General features: G+C 60.3%; 24 protein-coding genes. 19 read left to right on the top strand and 5 right to left on the bottom strand.

The annotated features are described in order from the left end of the window. The first annotated feature begins 48 nt into the window (after positions 1-48). From ACR9ZQ_RS15420 to ACR9ZQ_RS15400, 5 genes are all read left to right on the top strand, one after another. On the top strand, positions 49-522 hold the full coding sequence (locus ACR9ZQ_RS15420) for a peroxiredoxin (protein ID WP_310388204.1): 474 nt from the start codon (positions 49-51) through the stop codon (positions 520-522). Further along, complete coding sequence (locus ACR9ZQ_RS15415) at positions 519-1,337, top strand: ferritin-like domain-containing protein (RefSeq protein ID WP_310388206.1); 819 nt, start codon at positions 519-521, stop codon at positions 1,335-1,337. The genes ACR9ZQ_RS15420 and ACR9ZQ_RS15415 overlap by 4 nt, the downstream gene beginning before the upstream one ends. Positions 1,338-1,443: 106 nt before the next feature. Further along, on the top strand, positions 1,444-2,766 hold the full coding sequence (locus ACR9ZQ_RS15410) for a peptidoglycan DD-metalloendopeptidase family protein (RefSeq protein ID WP_310388208.1): 1,323 nt from the start codon (positions 1,444-1,446) through the stop codon (positions 2,764-2,766). Positions 2,767-2,864: 98 nt separating this feature from the next. After that, positions 2,865-4,424, top strand: a complete 1,560-nt coding sequence (locus tag ACR9ZQ_RS15405; protein WP_310388210.1) for a DEAD/DEAH box helicase — start codon at positions 2,865-2,867, stop codon at positions 4,422-4,424. 7 nt (positions 4,425-4,431) lie between these two features. Continuing rightward, entirely contained in the window at positions 4,432-4,854 is a 423-nt protein-coding gene (locus tag ACR9ZQ_RS15400) for an NUDIX domain-containing protein (RefSeq protein ID WP_113321787.1), read from the top strand. Here ACR9ZQ_RS15400 and ACR9ZQ_RS15395 read toward each other — a convergent pair whose 3' ends face one another. Then, complete coding sequence (locus tag ACR9ZQ_RS15395; protein ID WP_025668870.1) at positions 4,855-5,172, bottom strand: TfoX/Sxy family protein; 318 nt, start codon at positions 5,170-5,172, stop codon at positions 4,855-4,857. Between the two features lie 29 nt (positions 5,173-5,201). After that, positions 5,202-5,696: a flavin reductase family protein gene (locus ACR9ZQ_RS15390; RefSeq protein WP_310388215.1), complete on the bottom strand. Its 495-nt coding sequence runs from the start codon at positions 5,694-5,696 to the stop codon at positions 5,202-5,204. 172 nt (positions 5,697-5,868) lie between these two features. On the opposite strand from ACR9ZQ_RS15390, the gene ACR9ZQ_RS15385 reads away from it, so the two are divergent. The 5 genes from ACR9ZQ_RS15385 (at position 5,869) to purB (ending at position 10,272) form a co-directional block, all read left to right on the top strand. Beyond that, positions 5,869-6,951, top strand: a complete 1,083-nt coding sequence (locus ACR9ZQ_RS15385; RefSeq protein WP_310388218.1) for an ABC transporter substrate-binding protein — start codon at positions 5,869-5,871, stop codon at positions 6,949-6,951. Between the two features lie 57 nt (positions 6,952-7,008). Further along, positions 7,009-7,686: a ribulose-phosphate 3-epimerase gene (gene rpe / locus ACR9ZQ_RS15380; RefSeq protein WP_113321791.1), complete on the top strand. Its 678-nt coding sequence runs from the start codon at positions 7,009-7,011 to the stop codon at positions 7,684-7,686. Next, positions 7,686-8,414: a DUF2259 domain-containing protein gene (locus ACR9ZQ_RS15375; protein ID WP_310388221.1), complete on the top strand. Its 729-nt coding sequence runs from the start codon at positions 7,686-7,688 to the stop codon at positions 8,412-8,414. Before rpe ends, ACR9ZQ_RS15375 begins: the two co-directional genes overlap by 1 nt. 2 nt (positions 8,415-8,416) lie before the next feature. Continuing rightward, positions 8,417-8,902 (top strand): hypothetical protein, encoded by a 486-nt coding sequence (locus ACR9ZQ_RS15370; RefSeq protein ID WP_310388224.1) that lies wholly within the window; start codon positions 8,417-8,419, stop codon positions 8,900-8,902. Positions 8,903-8,964: 62 nt separating this feature from the next. Then, complete coding sequence (purB, locus tag ACR9ZQ_RS15365) at positions 8,965-10,272, top strand: adenylosuccinate lyase (protein WP_025668863.1); 1,308 nt, start codon at positions 8,965-8,967, stop codon at positions 10,270-10,272. Positions 10,273-10,317: 45 nt separating this feature from the next. Here the strand turns inward: purB and ACR9ZQ_RS15360 are convergent, their stop codons facing one another. Further along, positions 10,318-10,779 (bottom strand): low affinity iron permease family protein, encoded by a 462-nt coding sequence (locus ACR9ZQ_RS15360; protein WP_113321803.1) that lies wholly within the window; start codon positions 10,777-10,779, stop codon positions 10,318-10,320. A 123-nt stretch (positions 10,780-10,902) separates the two neighbouring features. Then, positions 10,903-11,706, bottom strand: coding sequence for a DUF2189 domain-containing protein (locus tag ACR9ZQ_RS15355; RefSeq protein ID WP_310388226.1), 804 nt, complete (start codon positions 11,704-11,706; stop codon positions 10,903-10,905). Between the two features lie 161 nt (positions 11,707-11,867). Here ACR9ZQ_RS15355 and ACR9ZQ_RS15350 point away from each other — a divergent pair, with 161 nt between their 5' ends. From ACR9ZQ_RS15350 to ACR9ZQ_RS15320, 7 genes are all read left to right on the top strand, one after another. Beyond that, positions 11,868-12,422: an RBBP9/YdeN family alpha/beta hydrolase gene (locus tag ACR9ZQ_RS15350; protein ID WP_007826223.1), complete on the top strand. Its 555-nt coding sequence runs from the start codon at positions 11,868-11,870 to the stop codon at positions 12,420-12,422. Positions 12,423-12,529: 107 nt separating this feature from the next. Continuing rightward, the gene (locus ACR9ZQ_RS15345) at positions 12,530-14,830 is read left to right on the top strand and encodes a putative bifunctional diguanylate cyclase/phosphodiesterase (protein WP_481428229.1); all 2,301 of its coding nucleotides are present in this window, start codon (positions 12,530-12,532) and stop codon (positions 14,828-14,830) included. A 231-nt stretch (positions 14,831-15,061) separates the two neighbouring features. After that, positions 15,062-15,826, top strand: a complete 765-nt coding sequence (gene purC / locus ACR9ZQ_RS15340) for a phosphoribosylaminoimidazolesuccinocarboxamide synthase (protein ID WP_007826228.1) — start codon at positions 15,062-15,064, stop codon at positions 15,824-15,826. A 15-nt stretch (positions 15,827-15,841) separates the two neighbouring features. After that, positions 15,842-16,084 (top strand): phosphoribosylformylglycinamidine synthase subunit PurS, encoded by a 243-nt coding sequence (gene purS, locus ACR9ZQ_RS15335; protein WP_007826230.1) that lies wholly within the window; start codon positions 15,842-15,844, stop codon positions 16,082-16,084. A 44-nt stretch (positions 16,085-16,128) separates the two neighbouring features. Next, positions 16,129-16,680, top strand: a complete 552-nt coding sequence (locus ACR9ZQ_RS15330) for an RNA 2'-phosphotransferase (RefSeq protein ID WP_481428228.1) — start codon at positions 16,129-16,131, stop codon at positions 16,678-16,680. Beyond that, a complete protein-coding gene (gene purQ / locus ACR9ZQ_RS15325) occupies positions 16,677-17,348 on the top strand; it encodes a phosphoribosylformylglycinamidine synthase subunit PurQ (protein ID WP_310388235.1) in 672 nt (223 codons plus the stop codon). Before ACR9ZQ_RS15330 ends, purQ begins: the two co-directional genes overlap by 4 nt. 23 nt (positions 17,349-17,371) lie before the next feature. Beyond that, positions 17,372-17,776, top strand: a complete 405-nt coding sequence (locus tag ACR9ZQ_RS15320; RefSeq protein WP_481428227.1) for a hypothetical protein — start codon at positions 17,372-17,374, stop codon at positions 17,774-17,776. 8 nt (positions 17,777-17,784) lie between these two features. Here ACR9ZQ_RS15320 and ACR9ZQ_RS15315 read toward each other — a convergent pair whose 3' ends face one another. Continuing rightward, positions 17,785-18,039, bottom strand: a complete 255-nt coding sequence (locus ACR9ZQ_RS15315; protein WP_439015091.1) for a DUF1127 domain-containing protein — start codon at positions 18,037-18,039, stop codon at positions 17,785-17,787. Positions 18,040-18,119: 80 nt separating this feature from the next. Between ACR9ZQ_RS15315 and ACR9ZQ_RS15310 the strand changes: the two genes are divergently transcribed. Together ACR9ZQ_RS15310 and ACR9ZQ_RS15305 are read left to right on the top strand one after the other, a co-directional pair. Next, on the top strand, positions 18,120-19,538 hold the full coding sequence (locus ACR9ZQ_RS15310) for an aminotransferase-like domain-containing protein (protein ID WP_481428226.1): 1,419 nt from the start codon (positions 18,120-18,122) through the stop codon (positions 19,536-19,538). 125 nt (positions 19,539-19,663) lie between these two features. Then, positions 19,664-20,236 carry an acyloxyacyl hydrolase gene (locus ACR9ZQ_RS15305; RefSeq protein WP_113321801.1) on the top strand — a complete coding sequence of 191 codons (573 nt, stop codon included), beginning with the start codon at positions 19,664-19,666 and terminating at the stop codon, positions 20,234-20,236. The last annotated feature ends 51 nt before the right edge of the window (positions 20,237-20,287 follow it).

Below are 20,287 nucleotides of genomic sequence, written 5' to 3'. Positions count from 1 at the left end.
CCGTCTGATATAGTATCTCTCCTAAACCCGGCAAAAGAAAGTTTTGAGATGTCCGCACCCGGTATTGGCTCCCGTGCTCCTGATTTCAGCCTCCCGCGCGACGGTGGCGGGCGCATTTCGCTCTCTGATTATCACGGCAAGCCGGTGGTCCTGTTCTTCTATCCCAAGGATGACACGACGGGCTGCACGACCGAATCGCTGGATTTCACGGCACTTGCCGGTGAGTTTGCAGCCGCCGGTGCCGCCGTCGTCGGAATGTCGCCCGATTCGGCCACCTGCCACGACCGCTTCATCAAGAAACACAAGCTGACGGTGGCACTCGCCTCGGACGAGGAGAAGACCGTGCTGCAGGCCTATGGTGTCTGGAAGGAAAAGAAGATGTACGGCCGCACCTTCATGGGCGTCGAGCGCACCACCTTCCTGATCCGCAGGGACGGCACGATTGCCACCATCTGGCAGAAGGTGAAGGTTGCCGGCCATGCCGAAACGGTGCTGGCAGCCGTCAGGAACCTCGCTGCGTGACGACTATCACCTCGCTGCGTGGCGGCGCGATCGATGCGATCTGCTCCGCCGATCTCGACCGCAAGACGGAGCTCGCGCAGGAAAGCGCTACCAGATGGTTCGCCCGGCGCATCTCGCTGCGCTCGCCGCTGGATGCGCCCCTGCCCGAGCGTCCCGGCCGGCCGGAAAAGCCACTGCTGGTGCCGCCGACGCAGGTCGGAAAACGCTCGCTCCATACAGTGCATGGCCGCATCGCCCTGCTCCACGCGATTGCCCATATCGAGCTCAATGCCGTCGATCTGGCGCTCGACATCGTGGCGCGTTTCGCCTCGGCGCATGTACCGAATTCCTTCTTCGACGGCTGGATGCAGGTGGCTTATGAAGAGGCCAAGCACTTCCGCATGGTGCGCAAGCGGCTCAATGATCTCGGCGCCGATTATGGCGATCTGCCCGCCCATGACGGCCTCTGGCAGGCAGCGCATTCGACCCGCAACGACCTGACGGCCCGGCTTGCCGTCGTACCGCTCATTCTCGAAGCGCGCGGCCTCGATGTTACGCCTGCGCTACAGGCCAAGATGCGCGAGACCGGCGACCTCGAAAGTGCTGCCGTTCTCGACGTCATCTACAACGACGAGAAGGGCCATGTCGCCGTCGGCGCCAAGTGGTTTCGTTTCCTCTGCGCCCGCGAAAAGCGCGATCCTGCAAGGACATTCCAGGAACTGGTGCGGGCCAATTTCCGTGGTCCGCTGAAGGCGCCTTTCAACGATGTGGCCCGCGCCGAAGCCGGCCTGACCCCCTCCTTCTACCGCGCGCTCACCTCGACCAGCCAGAGTTGAGCGGCAAGCTCCAATAGGCCTGCGTAAACCGACTGTTAACCATAAAAGTATGTAATCATTTCCCAATGAGGCTGGGCGCTAAAAGCGAATCTTTGGGAGACCCTTCGTGACGAACGGACATCACAGTCGGGTCTTCGGCAAGAAGGCACAGGAACACGTCCTCATTCTTGCCAGTGGCGACAAGGTGCGTCACATGACGGTGAAGCCATGGATGGCGGCGCTGGCCTTCTGCTTCGTCGGCGTCTTTTCCATCGGCTATCTGCTCGCCACTTCCTACCTCGTGCTGCGCGACGATCTGATCGGCGCGACCATGGCCCGCCAGGCCCGCATGCAGCATGATTATGAGGATCGCATCGCCGCGCTGCGCGCCCAGGTCGACCGCATCACTTCTCGCCAGCTTCTCGATCAGCAGGTGGTCGAGGACAAGGTCGACAAGCTGATGGAACAGCAGATGGCGCTGACCTCGCGCCACGGCAAGCTCGATAACCTGCTCGATCGCGCCGAAAGCTCTGGGCTGACCGGCAAGAATGCGTCTGCCGCGGATGTGCCGGCGCAATCCTATGCGCCCGAGATCAAGGACAAACGCGCTTCGCTGACCGGCGGCGCACAGGCGATCGAAAGGATGCTGGCGGGCGACAGCAAGCCGGCCGACGCCGAGACCCCCGACAATTCCACCCTTGCCTATGTTCCATCAGAAGAAACCGTCGGCGATCGCGCCGACCGCATCTTTTCGAAGGTCACGCTCTCGCTGAAGACCGTCGAGCAGGACCAGAAGAACCGTATCGACCAGCTGACAAGCGACGCCGGCAACGCCGCCAATACGATCGAAGGCGTGCTCGACCGCTTTCATATAGCCGTTCCGGCTGAGACTATCGCCGCCAAGGAAGAAGAAGACAGTGCCGTTGGTGGTCCTTACGTCGAGCCCGAAAGCAATGACGATTTCAACAATTCTCTGGTGCAGCTCGATGGCGCGCTGACCCGTCTGGAAGCGGTGCGCAGCACCGCCGAATCCCTGCCCTTCCGCAATCCGGCCATCGGCAAGGAAGTCACTAGCCCTTTCGGCAACCGGCGCGATCCCTTCCTCGGCCGGCTTGCTCTGCATTCCGGCATCGACTTCCGTTTCTCGCCGGGTGAAAGGATCCGCGCTACCGCGCCCGGTAAGGTGATTGCAGCCGGCTGGACCGGAGGCTACGGCAACATGGTCGAGGTCGATCACGGCAACGGCATTTCGACGCGCTACGGCCATATGTCGGAAATACTGGTCAAGGTCGGCGACACGGTCGATCGCAACAATGTCATTGGCCTAGCCGGCAGCACGGGCCGCTCCACCGGTACGCACCTGCATTATGAGGTGCGTCAGGATGGACATGCCGTCGATCCGATCTATTTCATGAATGCCGGCCTTAAACTTGCCACTTATATAAAATAGCCGGATCGCAGTAACGAACGCTTCACCTCGCTCCTGGGGTGGAGCCGCTATTCCTTGACTTGCCGGCCGTTTAGGACTATGTCGCCAACCATTGCGGCATGCAATCCTGCCGACTCGCCAGAGACCGGCCGAACGGAACGGAAACAGTTTTCCCTTTGACGACATTTGCTGAACTTGGTTTGAGCCCCAAAGTGCTCTCCGCTGTTACTGATGCGGGCTACACCATCCCCACTCCCATTCAGGCCGGGGCAATTCCCTTCGCGCTTGAGCGCCGAGATATCTGCGGCATCGCACAGACCGGCACCGGCAAGACGGCATCCTTCGTTCTTCCTATGCTGTCGCTTCTGGAAAAGGGCCGCGCCCGCGCCCGCATGCCCCGCACGCTGATCCTGGAACCGACCCGCGAACTGGCCGCCCAGGTTGCCGAGAATTTTGAAAAATACGGCAAGAACCACCGCCTCAACGTCGCCCTCCTCATCGGCGGCGTTTCCTTTGAAGATCAGGATCGCAAGCTCGAGCGCGGCGCAGATGTTCTGATCTGCACCCCCGGCCGCCTTCTCGACCATTTCGAGCGCGGCAAGCTGCTGATGAGCGGCGTCGAAATCCTCGTCATCGACGAAGCCGACCGCATGCTCGACATGGGCTTCATTCCCGATATCGAGCGCATTGCCAAGCTGATCCCCTTCACCCGCCAGACGCTGTTCTTCTCGGCCACCATGCCGCCGGAAATCCAGAAGCTCGCGGATCGCTTCCTGCAGAACCCGGAGCGGATCGAAGTCTCCAAGCCGGCCTCGGCGTCGGTCACCATCACGCAGCGTTTCGTCGCCTCTCACGACAAGGATTACGAGAAGCGCGCCACATTGCGTGACCTCATCCGCGCTCAGACCGATCTGAAGAACGCGATCATCTTCTGCAACCGCAAGAAGGATGTTGCTGATCTCTTCCGTTCGCTGGAGCGTCACGGCTTCTCGGTCGGCGCCCTGCACGGCGACATGGACCAGCGCTCGCGCATGGCCATGCTTGCCAACTTCAAGGACGGCAACATCCAGTTGCTCGTCGCCTCCGACGTCGCAGCCCGCGGCCTCGATATTCCCGATGTCAGTCACGTCTTCAATTTCGACGTGCCGATCCATTCGGAAGACTACGTTCACCGTATCGGCCGCACCGGCCGCGCCGGTCGCTCCGGTGCTTCCTTCACCATCGTCACCCGCCGCGACCAGAAACATGCCGACGCGATCGAAAAGCTGATCGGCGAAAAGGTCGAATGGCAGAGCGGCGATCTCTCCTCTCTGCCCCCGGCCGAAGAAAGCCGCGACAGCGATCGCTCTCCCCGCCGCGCAAAGACTCGCGAGCGGGATAAGGATCGTGGCCGTGACCGCCGGTCTGCGAGTCATAAATCTGATATCAACGCCGAAGATAATAGCGTTGAAGTCGTGGAAGCAGCACCAGCAAGACCAGCAAGGGCCGAAACCGTGAAGAACGAGCGCAAAGCAGAACCGAAGCCACAGAATAACGCGCGCAACGGTCGGCAATATCCGGCGAATGATGACAATCGCGAGCGCCGCCGCCATCGCGACCATGACGACGGCCCGACGCCGGTCGGATTCGGTGACGATATCCCCGCTTTCATGCTGATCGCTGGCAACGCCAAGGTCTGATTGCCCGATGGGCAAGCCCGGCATCGATTTCCCAGGCTTCGGTGTAGGCCTGGTGATTTTGCGCGACGGCAAAATCCTCCTCTACAAACGCGTGCGTCCGCCTGAAGCCGGCTACTGGAATATCGTCGGCGGTAAGGTCGACCATATGGAGCCGGCTGAGGAAGCCGCGCGTCGCGAGGCGGAAGAAGAAACGGGACTGACTATCGGCCGCGTCGAGCGGATCGGCTTGACCGAACAGATCATCGAGGCCGACCGTCAGCACTGGATTTCCCTTCTCTATATCGCCCGCGACGTGGCAGGCGAGCCGCAGCTCACTGAACCCGACAAGCTCTCGGATTTCGGCTGGTTCGGCCTTGCCGACCTGCCCGAGCCGCTGTCGGCCTTCACCAGGGTCGCGATATCAGCTCTTCCAGCCGGCGAATTGCGCTGATCATTCAGCCCGCAATGCGGCTTCATAGGCAAGCCGCACCCAGCGCGCCATGATGTCGGGGTCGTCATAGGCCTCGTCGGGGATGCTCCAATAGGGCATCTTCACCGGAGTTCCCTTCTTGCCCTCGTAGAACCATTGGCTGGCGCCCGCCGCGGCAAATTCCGGTGCGCTCTCTTCATCGGCCTTCAGCAGGATTTCGTCGCGTACTTCGAGCGCCAGGATGCGGCCGAGATGGTAGATGCCCTTGCCGCCGAACATGCGCTTGATGGTGACAGGCCCGAGCGACTGAAACATTTCATCGATGCCGGCATTGTCCATGGCCTGTCCTCTTTCCTGCGCAGCCGAGCCTATATCGTGTGATAACCGCGGTTCAAATAAAGAAGCGCCGGGTGGATCTCGGTGAAGCGAACGGCAGCGACCTCGCCGAAGATGACGTTATGGGTCGGCATTTCCTTGATGTCGGTCACCCGGCAGTCGAAGACGGCAAGCGCATCGGCAAGCACGGGCGCGCCCGTTGCCAGCGTTTCGAAGCGGGCGCTCAAGAAACGATCCCCGTTTTCCAGATGCGTGCGGCCTGAAAAAGCATCGGCAACACCCTGATGGTGGGCGCCGAGCGAGTTCAGCGCGAAGATGCCGCTGCGCCAGAAGATCTCGTTCTTCGCATTGGTGTTGCTGAGGCAGACGAGAACGGAAGCCGGATTGTCGGACACCGAGCAGGCAGCCGTGATGGTGACGCCACGGCGGGCTTCACCGAGCACCGTCGTCACGAGCTGCACATGGCCGGCATAGCGGCTCATGGCATCGCGATAGAGGCCGGGATCGATATGCTGCCTGTTCAACACATGCTTCTCCACAATCAGTGTCTTGTTTTTATTATTTCACCAATATGGCGGGCATCGGTTACCTTTTCTACAATGGCACCCTCTAAAAGCTGCAGAACACGCTTGTTTTTCTTTGACGATTGCCGCCGTGCGGATAAAAGGGCATGGACAAGACGAGAGACCTGCACCTTTCATGATGACCCTGCGTGTCATAGCCGCCCTTCTGTCGCTCATGGCGTTGACGGCCGAAGGCCGCGCGGCCGGCGTGACGATCGGCGTCGTGGCGCCGCAAGAGGGCACTTTCGCCTCGCTCGGCGCACAGATTTCCGCCGGCGCGAATTTTGAGATCCAGCGGGCGGGCAATACGGTCGTTCCTGTCAATGAGACCTGCCAGGACAATAGCGGCCAGGCGATCGCCGATGCGCTGATCGCTGCAAAGGTTCAGATCGCCATCGGCTTCCTCTGCAGCGAGACGCTGGAAGGCGCCCTGCCGAAGCTGAAGGACGCCAATATTCCCGTCATCACCGTGTCGGTACGCTCGCGCATCCTGATGGAGGATTCGCTGAAGAACGGCTGGCCCCTCTTCCGCCTCGGTCCGCAGGATAGCGATGAAGCCGCCAGGATCATTCAGATCATCCTGCAGCAATGGACGGCGTCTCCGATCGCCCTCATCGAGGACGGCACGATCCATGGCCGCGAACTGACGGAAGCCGTGCGCAACGCACTGGAAGAAAATGGCCTGAAGCCTGTTTTCACCGACACCTACCGGCCGGGACAGGAACAACAGATCGGCCTCGTGCGCCGCCTGAAGCGGGCCGGCGCCACCAAGGTCTTCATCGGCGGCGACAGGAACGATGTCGCCATCATCGCCCGGGACGCCAAGGCTGAAAACATCCCGCTCGATATTCTGAGCGGCGACGCGATGCGCGCTGCAAACCAGCCGCTGGCGCTGGCTGATGGCGTACGCGCCGTTGCCATTCCCGAATATGCGCTTCTGCCTGATGCGGCTGCGACCGTCGAGGCCTTGCGCGCAGCCGGAACCGAACCGGAAGGTTATGTCCTGCCGGCAGCCGCAGCCGCGCTGATCGCCGATCAGGCCGTGCAGGCAGCGGTGGCCGAAGGCAAGCCGGTGGTCGAAAAACTGATCGGAACGCAGTTCAATACGCCGATCGGCCCGGTCATCTTCACGCCGGCCCATGAAGTGTCGCAAAATCCCTATCGTCTTCTCGAATGGCGCGGCGACACTTTCGTCCCGCCGGCCGATGGGACAGATTGACCTATTGAAATTTGCCGTGAGGCGCTCGCCGCTTCCGGTTGAGAGGAGACCGAGATCATGACGACACTGCCCATCCGCATCGCCCCATCGATCCTGGCGGCAGATTTTGCAAAACTCGGCGAGGAAGTACGCAACGTCACTGCGGCCGGCGCCGACTGGATCCATCTCGACGTCATGGACGGCCATTTCGTGCCGAACATCTCCTTCGGCCCCGATGTCATCAAGTCGTTGCGCTCCTATACGGATGCGACCTTCGATTGCCATCTGATGATCTCGCCGGCCGATCCCTATCTGGAGGCTTTCGCAAAGGCCGGCTGTGATCGCATAACCGTGCATGCAGAGGCCGGACCGCACCTGCACCGCTCGCTGCAGACGATCCGCCATCTCGGCAAGAAGGTCGGCGTCACCCTCAATCCGGCAACGCCGCTTTCGGTGGTCGAGAACGTGCTTGACGATGTCGACCTCATTCTCATTATGTCCGTCAACCCCGGTTTCGGCGGCCAGAAATTCATTCCGGCAATGGCAGACAAGATCGCAGCGGCGAAGTCACTCATCGGTGATCGCCCGATCGAGCTTGAGGTGGACGGCGGTGTGACGGTCGATACCGCGCCTGCCGTGGCAAAGGCCGGCGGCAATGTGCTCGTCGCCGGATCGGCAATTTTCAAGGGCGGCTCGGTCGAGACCTATCGCCAGGCCATTACCGCCCTTCGCAACGCGGCTGAGGGAGCTCGCTGATGACGAAGCGCATGTTCATGGGCGGGTTTTTCGCCGTCTTGCTGACCGGCATGGCGGCCACGGCCTCTGCTGGCGATATCGCCAATATGCAGCCTGTTGGCTTCTCCGCCGACGGCAAGGTCTTTGCCTTCCAGGAATTCGGTATGAAGGATGGCAAGATCCCCTATTCGGAGACCTATTTCATCAATACCGAAACGGGTGCTGATCTCGAGGGCACGCCCTTTCATCTGGAATTGACCGACAAGGATGCCGATCTGTCCAAGGCACGCCGCCAGAATCTGACGGCAGCCCGCCAGCAGATGGACAAGTACAACCTTCTGACCAATCCCGGCCTGATCGCCGCCTTCAACCCGCCGACCGAACTCGGCTCGCCGATGAAGACGATCCGTTACACGACAATCGCAAGTGACGGCCCGCCGCGGGGCGCCTATTCGCTGCTGCTCGGCGACGCCGAAGTCGCCAAGCCGGAAAGCTGCAAGGACGTCAACCGCGTCATCGGCTTCACCCTGCAGCTCATCGAGAAGGACGGTGCGCCGAACCGCCAGCTAGTGCATGAGGACAAGTCGCTGCCGGCAGATCGCGGCTGTACTGTGGAATATCGCATGGGCGGCGCCCTCGTCTATCAGCCGGAATCGGGCAAGCCTGTCCATATCGCCCTAATCCTGGCGCTGAGCGCCTCTCCTGACGGCCGCAACGGCCGCTGGATCGCCGTTCCGGTTCACCCCTGAGAATGAACCGTCTGCGGGCGGCATGGCCGTCCTTATCAGAACTTTTCATCGGCGCCCCGCTCTGGGGCGTCCAGATGCTGATCTCCGCCATGGCGGGTCTCTATCTGCGCAATGGTATGGAGACGAGCCACGTGCTCGATCTCTCCATCCTCTATTTCGGCGGCGGGCTGCTCTCCTGGCCCTTTAACTTGCTTGCCGGGCGTTATCTTGCGCTCGGCCATCAGGCGGAGGCGCGTTTTGCCGCATTCTTCCTGGTGCTGACGATGGGCACGGTCCTGATGACGGCCTTTCTCTTCGCCATGGACTACCGGATTTTCTATTCCCGCTGGCATTCGCCGTTCGGCTCGGTCATCTGGATGTTCCAGTTTGTCTTTACCGGCGCCAGCGCCGTTTATCAGTTCCTTGTCCTTGGCCTGGGGCTGTTTTTGCCCCTCGGACTGGTCTGTCTTTTTGTCACTAGCCTGGCTCTTGCCAAACGCATGCGTTGAGATTGCCGGCCGTCTTTGCTACAGGGGCCGCAGCTACTGTCACGAAATGAAGGCGCTCGTCCATGATCCCTCGTTATTCCCGGCCCGATATGGTCGCCATCTGGTCTCCCGAAACCAAGTTCCGCATCTGGTTCGAGATCGAGGCCCATGCCTGCGACGCGCTGGCAGACCTCGGAGTGATCCCGAAGTCGGCAGCCGCCACCATCTGGGAAAAGGGCGGCAAGGCGACTTTCGACGTTGCCCGCATCGATGAGATCGAGGCCGTCACCAAACATGACGTCATCGCCTTCCTGACGCATCTTGCAGAAATCGTCGGCCCCGACGCCCGCTTCGTCCATCAGGGCATGACCTCCTCCGACGTGCTCGACACCACGTTCAACATCCAGCTCGTGCGCGCTGCCGATATCCTGCTCGCCGACATGGACCGTGTTCTGACAGCGCTGAAGACGCGCGCCTTCGAACACAAGGATACGATCCGCATCGGCCGCAGCCACGGCATCCATGCCGAGCCGACGACGATGGGCCTGACCTTCGCCCGCTTCTACGCCGAGATGAGCCGCAACCGCGCCCGCCTCGTTGCCGCCCGCGCTGAAATCGCGACGGGCGCCATCTCCGGCGCTGTCGGCACCTTCGCCAATATCGACCCTGTTGTCGAAGAGCATGTCTGCGCAGCACTCGGCCTCGTTCCGGAACCCGTTTCCACGCAGGTCATCCCGCGTGACCGCCATGCCATGTTCTTCGCCACCCTCGGTGTCATCGGCTCGTCGATCGAAAACGTCGCGATCGAAATACGCCACATGCAGCGCACCGAAGTGCTGGAGGCGGAAGAATTCTTCTCGCCGGGCCAGAAGGGCTCTTCGGCCATGCCGCACAAGCGCAACCCGGTCTTGACTGAAAACCTGACCGGCCTTGCGCGTCTCGTGCGTATGTCGGTCGTACCCGCGATGGAAAACGTGGCGCTCTGGCATGAGCGCGACATCAGCCATTCGAGCGTCGAGCGCGCCATCGGCCCGGATACCACTGTTACCCTCGATTTCGCGCTGAACCGTCTCGCCGGCGTCATCGAAAAGCTCGTGGTCTATCCCGAGAACATGATGAAGAACCTCGACAAGTTCCGCGGCCTAGTCCATTCGCAGCGCGTTCTCTTGGCGCTGACGCAGGCCGGCACCTCCCGCGAGGATGCCTATCGCCTCGTGCAGCGCAACGCCATGAAGGTCTGGGAACAGGGCAAGGATTTCCTCGAAGAACTGCTGGCCGATGCCGAGGTGCGCGCTGCACTCTCCGAGGCGGATCTCCGCGAGAAATTCGATCTCGGTTATCACACCAAGCATGTCGACACGATCTTCCGCCGCGTCTTCGGCGAAGCTTGATCGGCACAAGACAGGTCATGAGACGGCGCCCGTGAGGCGCCGTTTTCATTTTCGCTTCCGGGACGTAGTCGCCGGCGCAGCGCGCTTCTTTTTCTCTGGCTTGCCGATCGATGTATCGCCCGGCTCATCCGATATCTCACAAACCTCTGTCTCACCCCGGCCCTTAGCCGCCTTGGCCACCAGCAAGTCGAGGTGCTTGAGGTCTTCTTCGTCGAGATTTTCGATGCCGATGAAGCGGTTCTCGGCATGGCTCGTCAGGATGATTTCGTTGAGCTTTGCCTGGATGGCCCGCGTATCGCGTGTCTGCGCATTCTGCAGCACGAAGACCATCAGGAAGGTGATGATCGTCGTACCGGTGTTGATCACCAGCTGCCAGGTTTCCGAGTAGTCGAAGACGGGGCCGAGAGCAGCCCAGATAATGACGGCGATAAGCGCCAGAATGAAGGTCACCGGCTTGCCCGCCCACTCCGATATCTTGGTTGCGAAGTGGGCAAACACATGGCGTATGGTCACCTTGAAATCCTCCTTCGAAGTCGGCACAAGACAAACTCCAAGCAAGGTTCCGAGGTTCCGGGCTCTGTTGAAATTCCGGGGCATCGCGCAAATTCGCGACACCCCGGGATGTTGCCATTACATGGCTTCGCGGGCGATCAGCTTCCGGTAAAGATGCCAGGTCGCATGGCCGAGGATCGGGATGACGAGTGCGAGGCCGACGAAGAGCGGGATTGTGCCGATGACGAGCGACGCGGCAACGATCAGGCCCCAGAGCAATACCGGTATCGGATTGACGAAGGTTGCCCGGATCGAGGCGACCATCGCGGCCACCGCCCCGCAGTCCCTGTCGAGCAGCATCGGGAAGGTCACGACGGTGATCGCCAGTACGACGAACGCAAAGCCGAGGCCGACTAGATTACCCCACAGGATGAGCTGCATGCCTTCCGGCGTACCGAACACTTGCTGCAGGAAGAGCGACATGGAGCGCGGGAAGACCTCGCCAAGAAGGCCTGTATAGATGGTTTGCGCCGTGACCAGCCAGACGGTGAAGATCCCGAACAGCAGGAGGCCGACGGCGATGATCGACGGCAAAGCCGGCGAATGGCGGACATCGAGTGCATGTTTCCAAGAGGAATCGAGTCCGGCCTCGCGCCGGCGGCTGATTTCGTAGAGGCCGATCGCGGCTATCGGGCCGATCAGCACAAAGCCCGACATCAGCGGAAAGATCATCGGTGCGAGATTGGCGCCCGAGCTCAGCATCGTCAGGAAGATACCGGCGATCGGATACATGAGACACAGGAAAACGTAATGCGAAGGCTTCTCGCGGAAATCCTCGAAACCCAGCCTGAGCGCGTCGAAGACGTCGGCTACGCTGATCCTGTTGACCACGGGCCGTGCGAAGCTCTCGCCAGCACCCGTCATGACATGAAATGTCGTCATGGCTTTCTCCTCCTCAGCCAAGATGAACCGGAGGCGAATGTGTCGGCAACAAGGGGCCGACACGAGAACGCAACCGGCATAAAGCCACGTTAGCAAATTTTTTGAGCTAAGTCGCTCTTTCCCTTGACATCGCGGTTAAGCTTTCTCACATCGGCGGCACCATGAAAGCTTCAGACGCAGATATCCTCATCATTCCCGGCTATACCAATTCCGGCCCCGACCATTGGCAGAGCCGCTGGGAAGCAAAACTCAGCACCGCGCGCCGAGTTGAGCAGGCGGAATGGTCCAAGCCCGTGCGCGAGGACTGGACTGCCCGCATCGCCGAAGCGGTGAATGCCTCGACACGCCCCGTGGTGCTCATCGCTCATTCCCTCGGGGTGCCATCGGTGATCCACGCAATTCCGCTGTTTCAAAAGCGCGTAGCCGGCGCCTTCTTCGTCGCGCCGCCCGATGTTGCCAATCCGGATATCCGCCCGAAGCATCTCATGACCTTCGGCCCCTACCCGCGCGATCCGTTACCTTTCCCCTCGATTACGGTCGCCAGCCGCAACGATCCCTTCGGCACCTATGAGCATGCTGACGACATCGCCAACAGCTGGGGTTCCTTCCTGGTGGATGCGGGCGAGTCCGGTCACATTAACTCGGAATCCGGCCACGGCCCCTGGCCGGAAGGTACGATGGTCTTTGCCCAGTTTCTCAGCCGCTTGCCCGGCTGAGAAAGCCAAAAAATCCGGCATTTCCAGTGAATTAAGCGATCGCTTTCTAAGCATTTCTTAATGGAAAGACCGCAGACTGCGCTGACGCCAGAAAAGCGAGAGCGCCCGTGAAGCAAACCCACCCGCCAAAAGCCGCCAATGTCAGTTGCGACGAGCCGGCGGCCGATGGGTTCGCAAGCTACACCGACGATTCCGACATTGCGGAGCGCGAAAGCCGATGGAATTATGCGCTCGTTGGCTCCGGGCTCGGTGTCTGGGACCACAATTACCGCCTCGACAAGAAATATTACTCGCAGACCTGGAAGAGCATACGCGGCATGGCGCCGGATGAGGAGGCCGACGGCGACTACGAGGCCTGGCTGCAGCTCGTTCATCCCGATGATCGCGATTTCGTCATCAACGCCATCGAGCGCCAGAATGCTGGCGACCCCGACTATCATGTCTTCCAGTATCGAGAGCGCCACAAGGACGGCCACTGGGTTTGGATCGAATGCCGCGGCGCACCCGTCGAGTGGGATGAGAACGGCGCTGCTCAGCGCGTCGTCGGCACGGACACGGACATCACCGCGCGCAAGGAAACCGAGGAGATGCTCGCGCAGCTCTCCCGCCGCCTCGACCTCGCTTTGCAGATCAGCGATATCGGCGTTTTCGAAGCCGATATCGATCACGGGACCGTCGAATGGGACGACCGCCTTATTGCCATCTACGGACTGAAGGATGCCGATCGTTTCTCCGCAGCCAATGCCTGGCTCAGCACTGTTCATCCTGATGATCGCGATCGCGTTAACGAAACCGTCGAAAGCAACGTCAACAACGAGACCGGCTTTCATCAGGAATTTCGTATCATCAGAGGCGATGGCGCCGAGCGCATCATCCGTGCCCGCTCGGCCTTCTTCGTCGACGGCAATGGCTGCCGCAAGCTGATCGGCGCCAATTGGGACGTGACGGAGGAAGTGGCGCTGCGCAACGAGTTGCGGCGCGCCAAGGATCTTGCAGAAGCACGCAACCGCGAACTCGAAGCCGCCAAGGAAAGCATCGAGCATCTGGCGTTCCATGATTATCTGACCGGCCTGCCGAACCGTCGCTATCTCGACAAGATGCTGGAGGAACTCTCCGCCCATTGTCGCGAGGAAGGTCTGGCGCTTGCCATCCTTCATATCGATCTCGACCGCTTCAAGCAGATCAACGATACGCTCGGCCACCGCGCCGGCGATTATATGCTCAAACATGCTGCCCGGGTGCTGCGCGATTCCATTCGCGGCACCGATTTCGTCGCGCGCATCGGCGGCGATGAATTCGTCGTTCTCTGCATCGTCGACACTCCCTCGAAGAAGATTGCCACCGTCGCCGAGCGCATCATCCGCGAGCTGCGCAAACCCATCAAATACGAGGGGCATGATTGCCGCTTCGGCGCCAGCATCGGCATCGCCATCGATAGCGGCCCCAAGCTCGACGAAAAGCAGCTCCTGCTCAATGCTGATATCGCGCTCTACCGGGCCAAGGGCTCCGGCCGCAACCGCCACGAATTCTTCTCCAATGCTGCACGCCGTACGATCCTGACGGCCAAGCGCCTTGCCGATGAAATCCTGATCGGCCTGGAGCGCAACGAATTCGTGCCCTTCTATCAGCCGCAGTTCGATGCCCGCACGCTCGATATCGCCGGCATCGAGACGCTGGCCCGCTGGCAGCATCCGGAACACGGACTGCTGGCGCCGGATCGCTTCCTCGACATTGCCGAGGATCTCGACGTCGTCTCGACCATCGATGCGCTGATCCTCGAACAGGCGATCGCCGACCGGAAAGCCTGGATCCGCGAAGGCTTCACCATTCCCCGCATCTCCGTCAATGTCTCCGGCCGGAGACTCTCCGATCCGCAGCTTGGCAAGAAGCTGCGCTCGCTGAAGATCGAGCCCGGCACGGTCTCATTCGAACTGCTAGAATCGATCTCGCTTGACGATTGCGACGAGGCGGTCACCGCCAATCTCAAAAAGCTGAAGAAGCTCGGCATCGACATTGAGGTCGATGATTTCGGCACCGGTCATGCCTCGATCGTCAGCTTGCTGCGGCTGAGCCCGAAAACACTGAAGATCGATCGCGAGCTGATCAGGCACCTGCCGCAATCGGCCGAGCAGCGCAAGCTCGTGCGTTCCATCATCGAGATCGGCCGCTCGCTGAATATTCTCGTCACCGCAGAAGGTGTCGAGACCGCCGATCACGTCCGCATCCTGCAGGAGCTCGGCTGCGACATGCTGCAGGGCTATGCGCTCGCCCGGCCGATGTCCGGCCTACAGTTCCCGGCTTTCATCCGTGGCGAAAGCTGGCGGCAACCGGAGGGTGAGGCTCGCGCACTGCAGAAGGATCTCCGCCATTCCGTGGGCCGGCCCACCTCCAAAACAGCCTCCGGATAAAGACCTGTATAACCCCTCCGAGATTTTGCCTTCATTCCACCGTAAAGAAAAAGGCGGTAGTCTTTCCTTGGCAAGATTTCGATTCTCATTGCGGTTTTCCCGCCCAAGGCCGGAAACCGGGGAAGGAGTGATAGGCGGATTGTGAAACTCTCTCTTTTCCTTTAAGGGGACGCCACGAGATCGATCCACGCGCGCTATCCCAAGAGCGCCAACAGCTAGAGAATAACCACAATGAACCGTCGCCGCCGTATCTACGAGGGCAAGGCAAAGATTCTGTATGAAGGGCCTGAACCGGGCACGCTGATCCAGTTCTTCAAGGACGATGCCACTGCTTTCAACAAGAAGAAACACGAAGTCATTGATGGCAAAGGCGTCCTCAACAACCGTATTTCTGAATATATCTTCAGCCATCTGAACAAGATTGGTATTCCCACCCACTTCATCCGCCGGCTCAACATGCGCGAGCAGCTGATCAAGGAAGTGGAGATGATCCCGCTTGAGATCGTCGTGCGCAACGTCGCCGCCGGCTCGCTCGCCAAGCGCCTCGGCATCGAGGAAGGCGTGGTCCTGCCGCGCTCGATCATCGAATTCTACTACAAGTCCGATGCGCTCGAAGATCCGATGGTCTCCGAAGAGCACATCACCGCCTTCGGCTGGGCCAATCCGGCTGAGCTCGACGACATCATGGCGCTTGCCATTCGCGTCAACGACTTCATGACCGGCCTCTTCCTCGGCGTCGGCATCCAGCTCGTCGATTTCAAGATCGAATGCGGCCGCCTTTTCGAAGGCGACATGATGCGCATCATTCTGGCTGACGAAATCTCGCCGGACAGCTGCCGCCTCTGGGATATCGAGACACACAAGAAGATGGACAAGGACCTCTTCCGCCGCGATATGGGCGGTCTGCTGGAAGCCTATTCCGAAGTCGCGCGCCGTCTCGGTATCATCAATGAAAACGAGCCCGTGCGCGGCACTGGCCCCGTTCTGGTCAAGTAAAAGCAGGGAAAACAAGTGATCAAGGCTCGCGTCACTGTCACGCTGAAAAACGGCGTTCTCGATCCTCAGGGCAAAGCCATCGAAGGCGCGCTCGGCGCCCTCGGCTTCGGCGGCGTCGGTCATGTCCGCCAGGGCAAGGTCTTCGACCTGGAGCTCGAAGGCACCGACAAGGCCAAGGCCGAAGCCGACCTCAAGGCCATGTGCGAGAAACTCCTCGCAAACACGGTCATCGAGAACTACGCGATCGCGATCGACTGACGATCATAGGCCCGCCACGCGGCGGGCCTTCAGGATGAAGCGTCATGGAAGCAAAGCTGGAGACGGAAGTCTCGAAATTCACGAGCTATGTTTTGCGCCATGCGCCGGAAGCCGCAGGCCTGACGCTTGATGCCGAGGGTTGGGTACCTTTCGATACATTCGAAAAGGCGGTGACGTCGAAATACGACGTCACTCGCGCCGATATTATCGGGATCATCGAGAACAGTCCGAAGAAGCGTTTTGCACTCGTCGAGAGCAGAATTCGCGCCAACCAGGGCCACAGCGTCGAAATCGATCTTGCGTTGAAGGCGGTCCAGCCGCCCGCAATTCTTTTTCACGGTACGTCACTCGTGAACTGGCCCCTGATCGAGCGCGAAGGCCTGAAAAAGATGAAACGGCACCACGTTCATCTCTCGGCGGATGTCGATACGGCCAAGATCGTCGCAACACGTCGCAAGGGTGAGTATATTATCCTGCGTGTAGACGCAGCCCGCATGTTTTCAGAGGGCCATTCTTTCTTTGTCTCGGACAATGGAGTATGGCTCGCCGAAAGCGTTCCAGTTCAATATCTTTCGCCAAACGCGGGGACCTTATGAAATCAGCCGTCGTTCAACTTCCGGGCCTCAACCGCGATCGCGACATGATCGCCGCTCTCACCAAGATCTCCGGTCACCAGCCGGTGACGATCTGGCAGACGGAAACGGAAATCCCCGATGTCGATCTGATCGTCATTCCCGGCGGTTTCTCCTATGGCGATTATCTGCGCTGTGGAGCGATCGCTGCTCGCATGCCGGTCATGCAGGCGATCATCGAGAAGGCGAACAAGGGCGTGAAGGTGCTCGGCGTCTGCAACGGCTTCCAGATCCTCGTCGAGGCTGGCCTTCTGCCGGGCGCGCTGATGCGCAACGCCTCGCTGAAATTCGTCTGCCGCGAGATCAAGCTCGAAGTCGTCAACGCCGAGACGGATTTCTCCCGCGCCTATGAAAAGGGCCAGATCATCCGCTGCCCGGTCGCCCATCATGACGGCAACTATTTTGCCGACACGGAAACGCTGGCTGCCATCGAAGGCAACGGCCAGGTCGTTTTCCGCTATGCCGAAGGCACCAACCCGAATGGTTCGGTCAACGACATTGCCGGCGTCATGAACGCCAAGGGCAATGTGCTCGGCATGATGCCGCATCCGGAAAATCTCATCGAGGCCGCTCACGGCGGTTCGGATGGCCGCGGCCTCTTCGCTTCGGCACTCGACGTCATCGCCGCCTGAATTCTGGCCGAAGAGCAAGATAGATGCACCCTCGCCTTTTCGCAGCCTTCGCTAAGGCCTCTGCCTTTGCCGGCCTTGCCGCACTCGTTGCTGCCTGCCAGTCCTCGACGCCCGTAAAAGGACCGGACCGCAGTGCGTTGTCGACGATGGAGCGTGTGGCGCTCGGCGCCAATGGCTGCTGGTTCAAGTCGGGCGATCCGGCTTTTGCCGCTTACAAGCTCGCACCGGAACTCAATTCCTTCTCCGGTCGTCCGCGCATTCTCGTCGTGCACAAGGGCAGCCCTGAAAGCCGGCCGCTGCTCGTAGTGCAGGCCGAAGGCAATCCGGCCAAGATGCAGGCGTTCGGCCCCATGATGTCCGAGCCGGTCGCCGGCCGCATCGCTGCCGATGTCACCCGCTGGTCGGGCGGCAATCGCGCCTGCAGCTAAGCTTTGGCTTAATCCCAGAAAAACGATTTGCTGACTTCGCGTGCGGCATCGGACCGCGACAGGCCGATATCCTTGAGTTGATCCGCTGTCAGTCCGCGCAACGCCAGGCGCCCCTCCCGCTTCTGTTGCCACAGAACGAAGACTGCCCACAGGCGGCCGAGCCGAGTCGTGGCTGGCGCCTGCCTCGGGAGGACAATTTCGTGTGGGCTATCGATAGAGACAATCGATACAATCTGGTTCTTCATTTGAGGTACAACGGACATCCTTGGCTCCTGTTGTTTCCGCTCTAGTGATTGTCACATAGTATTGACAGCAAGAGGGTGACAATCTATTCATTGTCACCATGACAAATTGGCTCCCAGATCTCTCGCAGGGCTCCGGCCCAGTCTATATGCGGCTTGCGGACAATATCGAATCCGCCATTGCTTCCGGCGCTTTGCCGGCGGGAGCCAAGCTGCCGCCGCAGCGAAATCTCGCTTATGACATCGGGGTGACAATCGGAACAATCGGCCGCGCCTATGCGCTGGTTCATGAGCGTGGCCTCGTCGCCGGTGAAGTCGGCCGCGGCACCTATGTACTCGATCGTGCCGATACGCCCCCGAGCGAACAGACGGATCCCCTTACCCTTTCGCTGAGCGGCACCCGCATTGCAGACGCCCCGGCAAACAAGCTCCGCTTCGACACGACCGCCGCCCCCGATCTTGGTCAGGGCAAGGTGATCGCCGGCATCATGGCCGAGATCGGCGAGCAGCATCTGGCGGAAATCTCCTCCTATTCACGCAGCTTCCCGCGGAACTGGTTCGAGGCAGGTCGTCTCTGGCTGGCGCGCAACGACTGGTCGCCGGAGGTCGAAAATGTCGTTCCGACGCTCGGCGCGCATGCGGCCGCAATTGCCGTCATCGCCGCCGTATCTGCACCCGGTGACAAGATCGTTTTCGAAAACCTCACCTATACGCAGGTCAGCCGCAGCGTCCGCCTGCTCGGGCGGCGCACGCTGACGGTCGAGTTGGATGAGAACGGCGTCATTCCCGAGGATTTCGAGCGGCTCTGCCAGCAGCAGCATCCGAAGCTGATCTTCCTGATGCCGACGGTCCACAATCCGACCCTTGCCATCATGCCCTATGAGCGGCGCGTCGCCATTGCGGATATCGCCAGACGGCATGGCGTGTGGATCATCGAGGACGATCTCTATGGCGGCATGGCGAATGACGCTACGCCGCTGCTTGCCGCAATCGCGCCCGATCGCACCTTCCTGGTCAACGGCCTGTCGAAATCGGTTGCTGCCGGCGTGCGTGGCGGCTGGGTCGCCTGCCCGCCGCATTTCGCCCAGCGCATCAAGGTCACGCACAAGATGGTCACGGGCGGACTGCCCTTCATTCTGGCCGAAACCTGTGCGCGGCTCGTCCAGAGCGGCAAGGCGCACGAGATCCGCAATGCAAGTGTCGCGGAGCTGTCGGCCCGCGTGAGCCTCGCCCGTGAGGTCATGCAGGGATTCGATTTCGAATCCCACCCGCATGCGCCTTTCCTGTGGCTGAAACTGCCGGAACCCTGGCTGTCCGGCACCTTCAAGAATGCCGCCTTCCGCGATGGCGTGCTTGTTGATGACGAGGACGAGTTCAAGGCCGCGCGTGGCGAGAAGGTCTATCACCGCGTGCGCATCGGATTCTCCTCGCCGAAGGATAGAAACGAGCTTGTGTCGGGTCTTATGATATTGAAACGCCTATTGGAAAATGGCGGGTCCGCCTATGACGGAGAGATCTGAACTGTTGCAGATTAGTGTCAGGATTGTGGAAAAAGCCACGATCCGGATGCGAGCGCTTTACCGTCGATACCTGCATGTTACCTCTTTCCCATTCCGCTGGTCGGGCGGGAATCAAGGGACAGCAGATGAAATCCGATTTCCGTTTAAGCCTGTCGAGTATCGCGTCGGTCGCAGTAATCGCCAGCAGCTTGGGAATGTCATCAGCGGCGCAAGCCGGAGACAAGATTTTCGACGAATTGCGCTTTGGCGCTTCCGCTTCCGTACAGGGCGGACATTCGCATGAAGACGGCGTTTTCCCCGAAATAACGGCCCTTTTCGATCCCTTCGGTTTTGAGCAGGCAACCGGCTGGAAGCAGCAACTCATGCATCCGCGCGTCCATGTCGGCACCTCGATCGGCACGGCGGGTGAAGCCACGCAGTTCTTCGCCGGTTTCACCTGGACGGTTGACCTCAGCGACAAGATCTTCGCTGAAGCTGGCTTCGGCGGCGTCATCCACACTGGCGAGCTTCGGGACGACGACGATCACCCCGACCTCGGCTGTCGTGTGCTGTTCCACGAATATCTCGGCGCCGGCTATCGCTTCAACAGCAACTGGAATGTCATGGCGCAACTCGCTCATTCCTCGAATGCCAATCTCTGCGACGGCCCGAACGACGGCATGACCCGCGCCGGACTGATGGTCGGCTACAAATTCTGACGAGCCTCGCCCGTTAAAGACAGCATTGTGAAGCTTTTGATGCCTACCCTC

This window comes from Rhizobium sp. KNZ14-9A, from assembly GCF_056755015.1.
Note: the sequence above shows the minus strand (reverse complement) of the source record. Positions and strands in the feature narration are given on the sequence as shown.

What these genes read in the sequence shown, in the direction of transcription:
- ACR9ZQ_RS15420 (WP_310388204.1), top strand. Translation starts at nt 49, where the DNA reads ATGTCCGCACCCGGTATTGGCTCCCGTGCTCCTGATTTCAGCCTCCCG.
- ACR9ZQ_RS15405 (WP_310388210.1), top strand. Translation starts at nt 2,865, where the DNA reads ATGCAATCCTGCCGACTCGCCAGAGACCGGCCGAACGGAACGGAAACA.
- ACR9ZQ_RS15400 (WP_113321787.1), top strand. Translation starts at nt 4,432, where the DNA reads ATGGGCAAGCCCGGCATCGATTTCCCAGGCTTCGGTGTAGGCCTGGTG.
- ACR9ZQ_RS15395 (WP_025668870.1), bottom strand. Translation starts at nt 5,172, where the DNA reads ATGGACAATGCCGGCATCGATGAAATGTTTCAGTCGCTCGGGCCTGTC.
- ACR9ZQ_RS15385 (WP_310388218.1), top strand. Translation starts at nt 5,869, where the DNA reads ATGATGACCCTGCGTGTCATAGCCGCCCTTCTGTCGCTCATGGCGTTG.
- rpe (WP_113321791.1), top strand. Translation starts at nt 7,009, where the DNA reads ATGACGACACTGCCCATCCGCATCGCCCCATCGATCCTGGCGGCAGAT.
- ACR9ZQ_RS15375 (WP_310388221.1), top strand. Translation starts at nt 7,686, where the DNA reads ATGACGAAGCGCATGTTCATGGGCGGGTTTTTCGCCGTCTTGCTGACC.
- ACR9ZQ_RS15370 (WP_310388224.1), top strand. Translation starts at nt 8,417, where the DNA reads ATGAACCGTCTGCGGGCGGCATGGCCGTCCTTATCAGAACTTTTCATC.
- purB (WP_025668863.1), top strand. Translation starts at nt 8,965, where the DNA reads ATGATCCCTCGTTATTCCCGGCCCGATATGGTCGCCATCTGGTCTCCC.
- ACR9ZQ_RS15355 (WP_310388226.1), bottom strand. Translation starts at nt 11,706, where the DNA reads ATGACGACATTTCATGTCATGACGGGTGCTGGCGAGAGCTTCGCACGG.
- ACR9ZQ_RS15350 (WP_007826223.1), top strand. Translation starts at nt 11,868, where the DNA reads ATGAAAGCTTCAGACGCAGATATCCTCATCATTCCCGGCTATACCAAT.
- purC (WP_007826228.1), top strand. Translation starts at nt 15,062, where the DNA reads ATGAACCGTCGCCGCCGTATCTACGAGGGCAAGGCAAAGATTCTGTAT.
- ACR9ZQ_RS15330 (WP_481428228.1), top strand. Translation starts at nt 16,129, where the DNA reads ATGGAAGCAAAGCTGGAGACGGAAGTCTCGAAATTCACGAGCTATGTT.
- purQ (WP_310388235.1), top strand. Translation starts at nt 16,677, where the DNA reads ATGAAATCAGCCGTCGTTCAACTTCCGGGCCTCAACCGCGATCGCGAC.
- ACR9ZQ_RS15320 (WP_481428227.1), top strand. Translation starts at nt 17,372, where the DNA reads ATGCACCCTCGCCTTTTCGCAGCCTTCGCTAAGGCCTCTGCCTTTGCC.
- ACR9ZQ_RS15315 (WP_439015091.1), bottom strand. Translation starts at nt 18,039, where the DNA reads ATGTCCGTTGTACCTCAAATGAAGAACCAGATTGTATCGATTGTCTCT.
- ACR9ZQ_RS15310 (WP_481428226.1), top strand. Translation starts at nt 18,120, where the DNA reads ATGACAAATTGGCTCCCAGATCTCTCGCAGGGCTCCGGCCCAGTCTAT.
- ACR9ZQ_RS15305 (WP_113321801.1), top strand. Translation starts at nt 19,664, where the DNA reads ATGAAATCCGATTTCCGTTTAAGCCTGTCGAGTATCGCGTCGGTCGCA.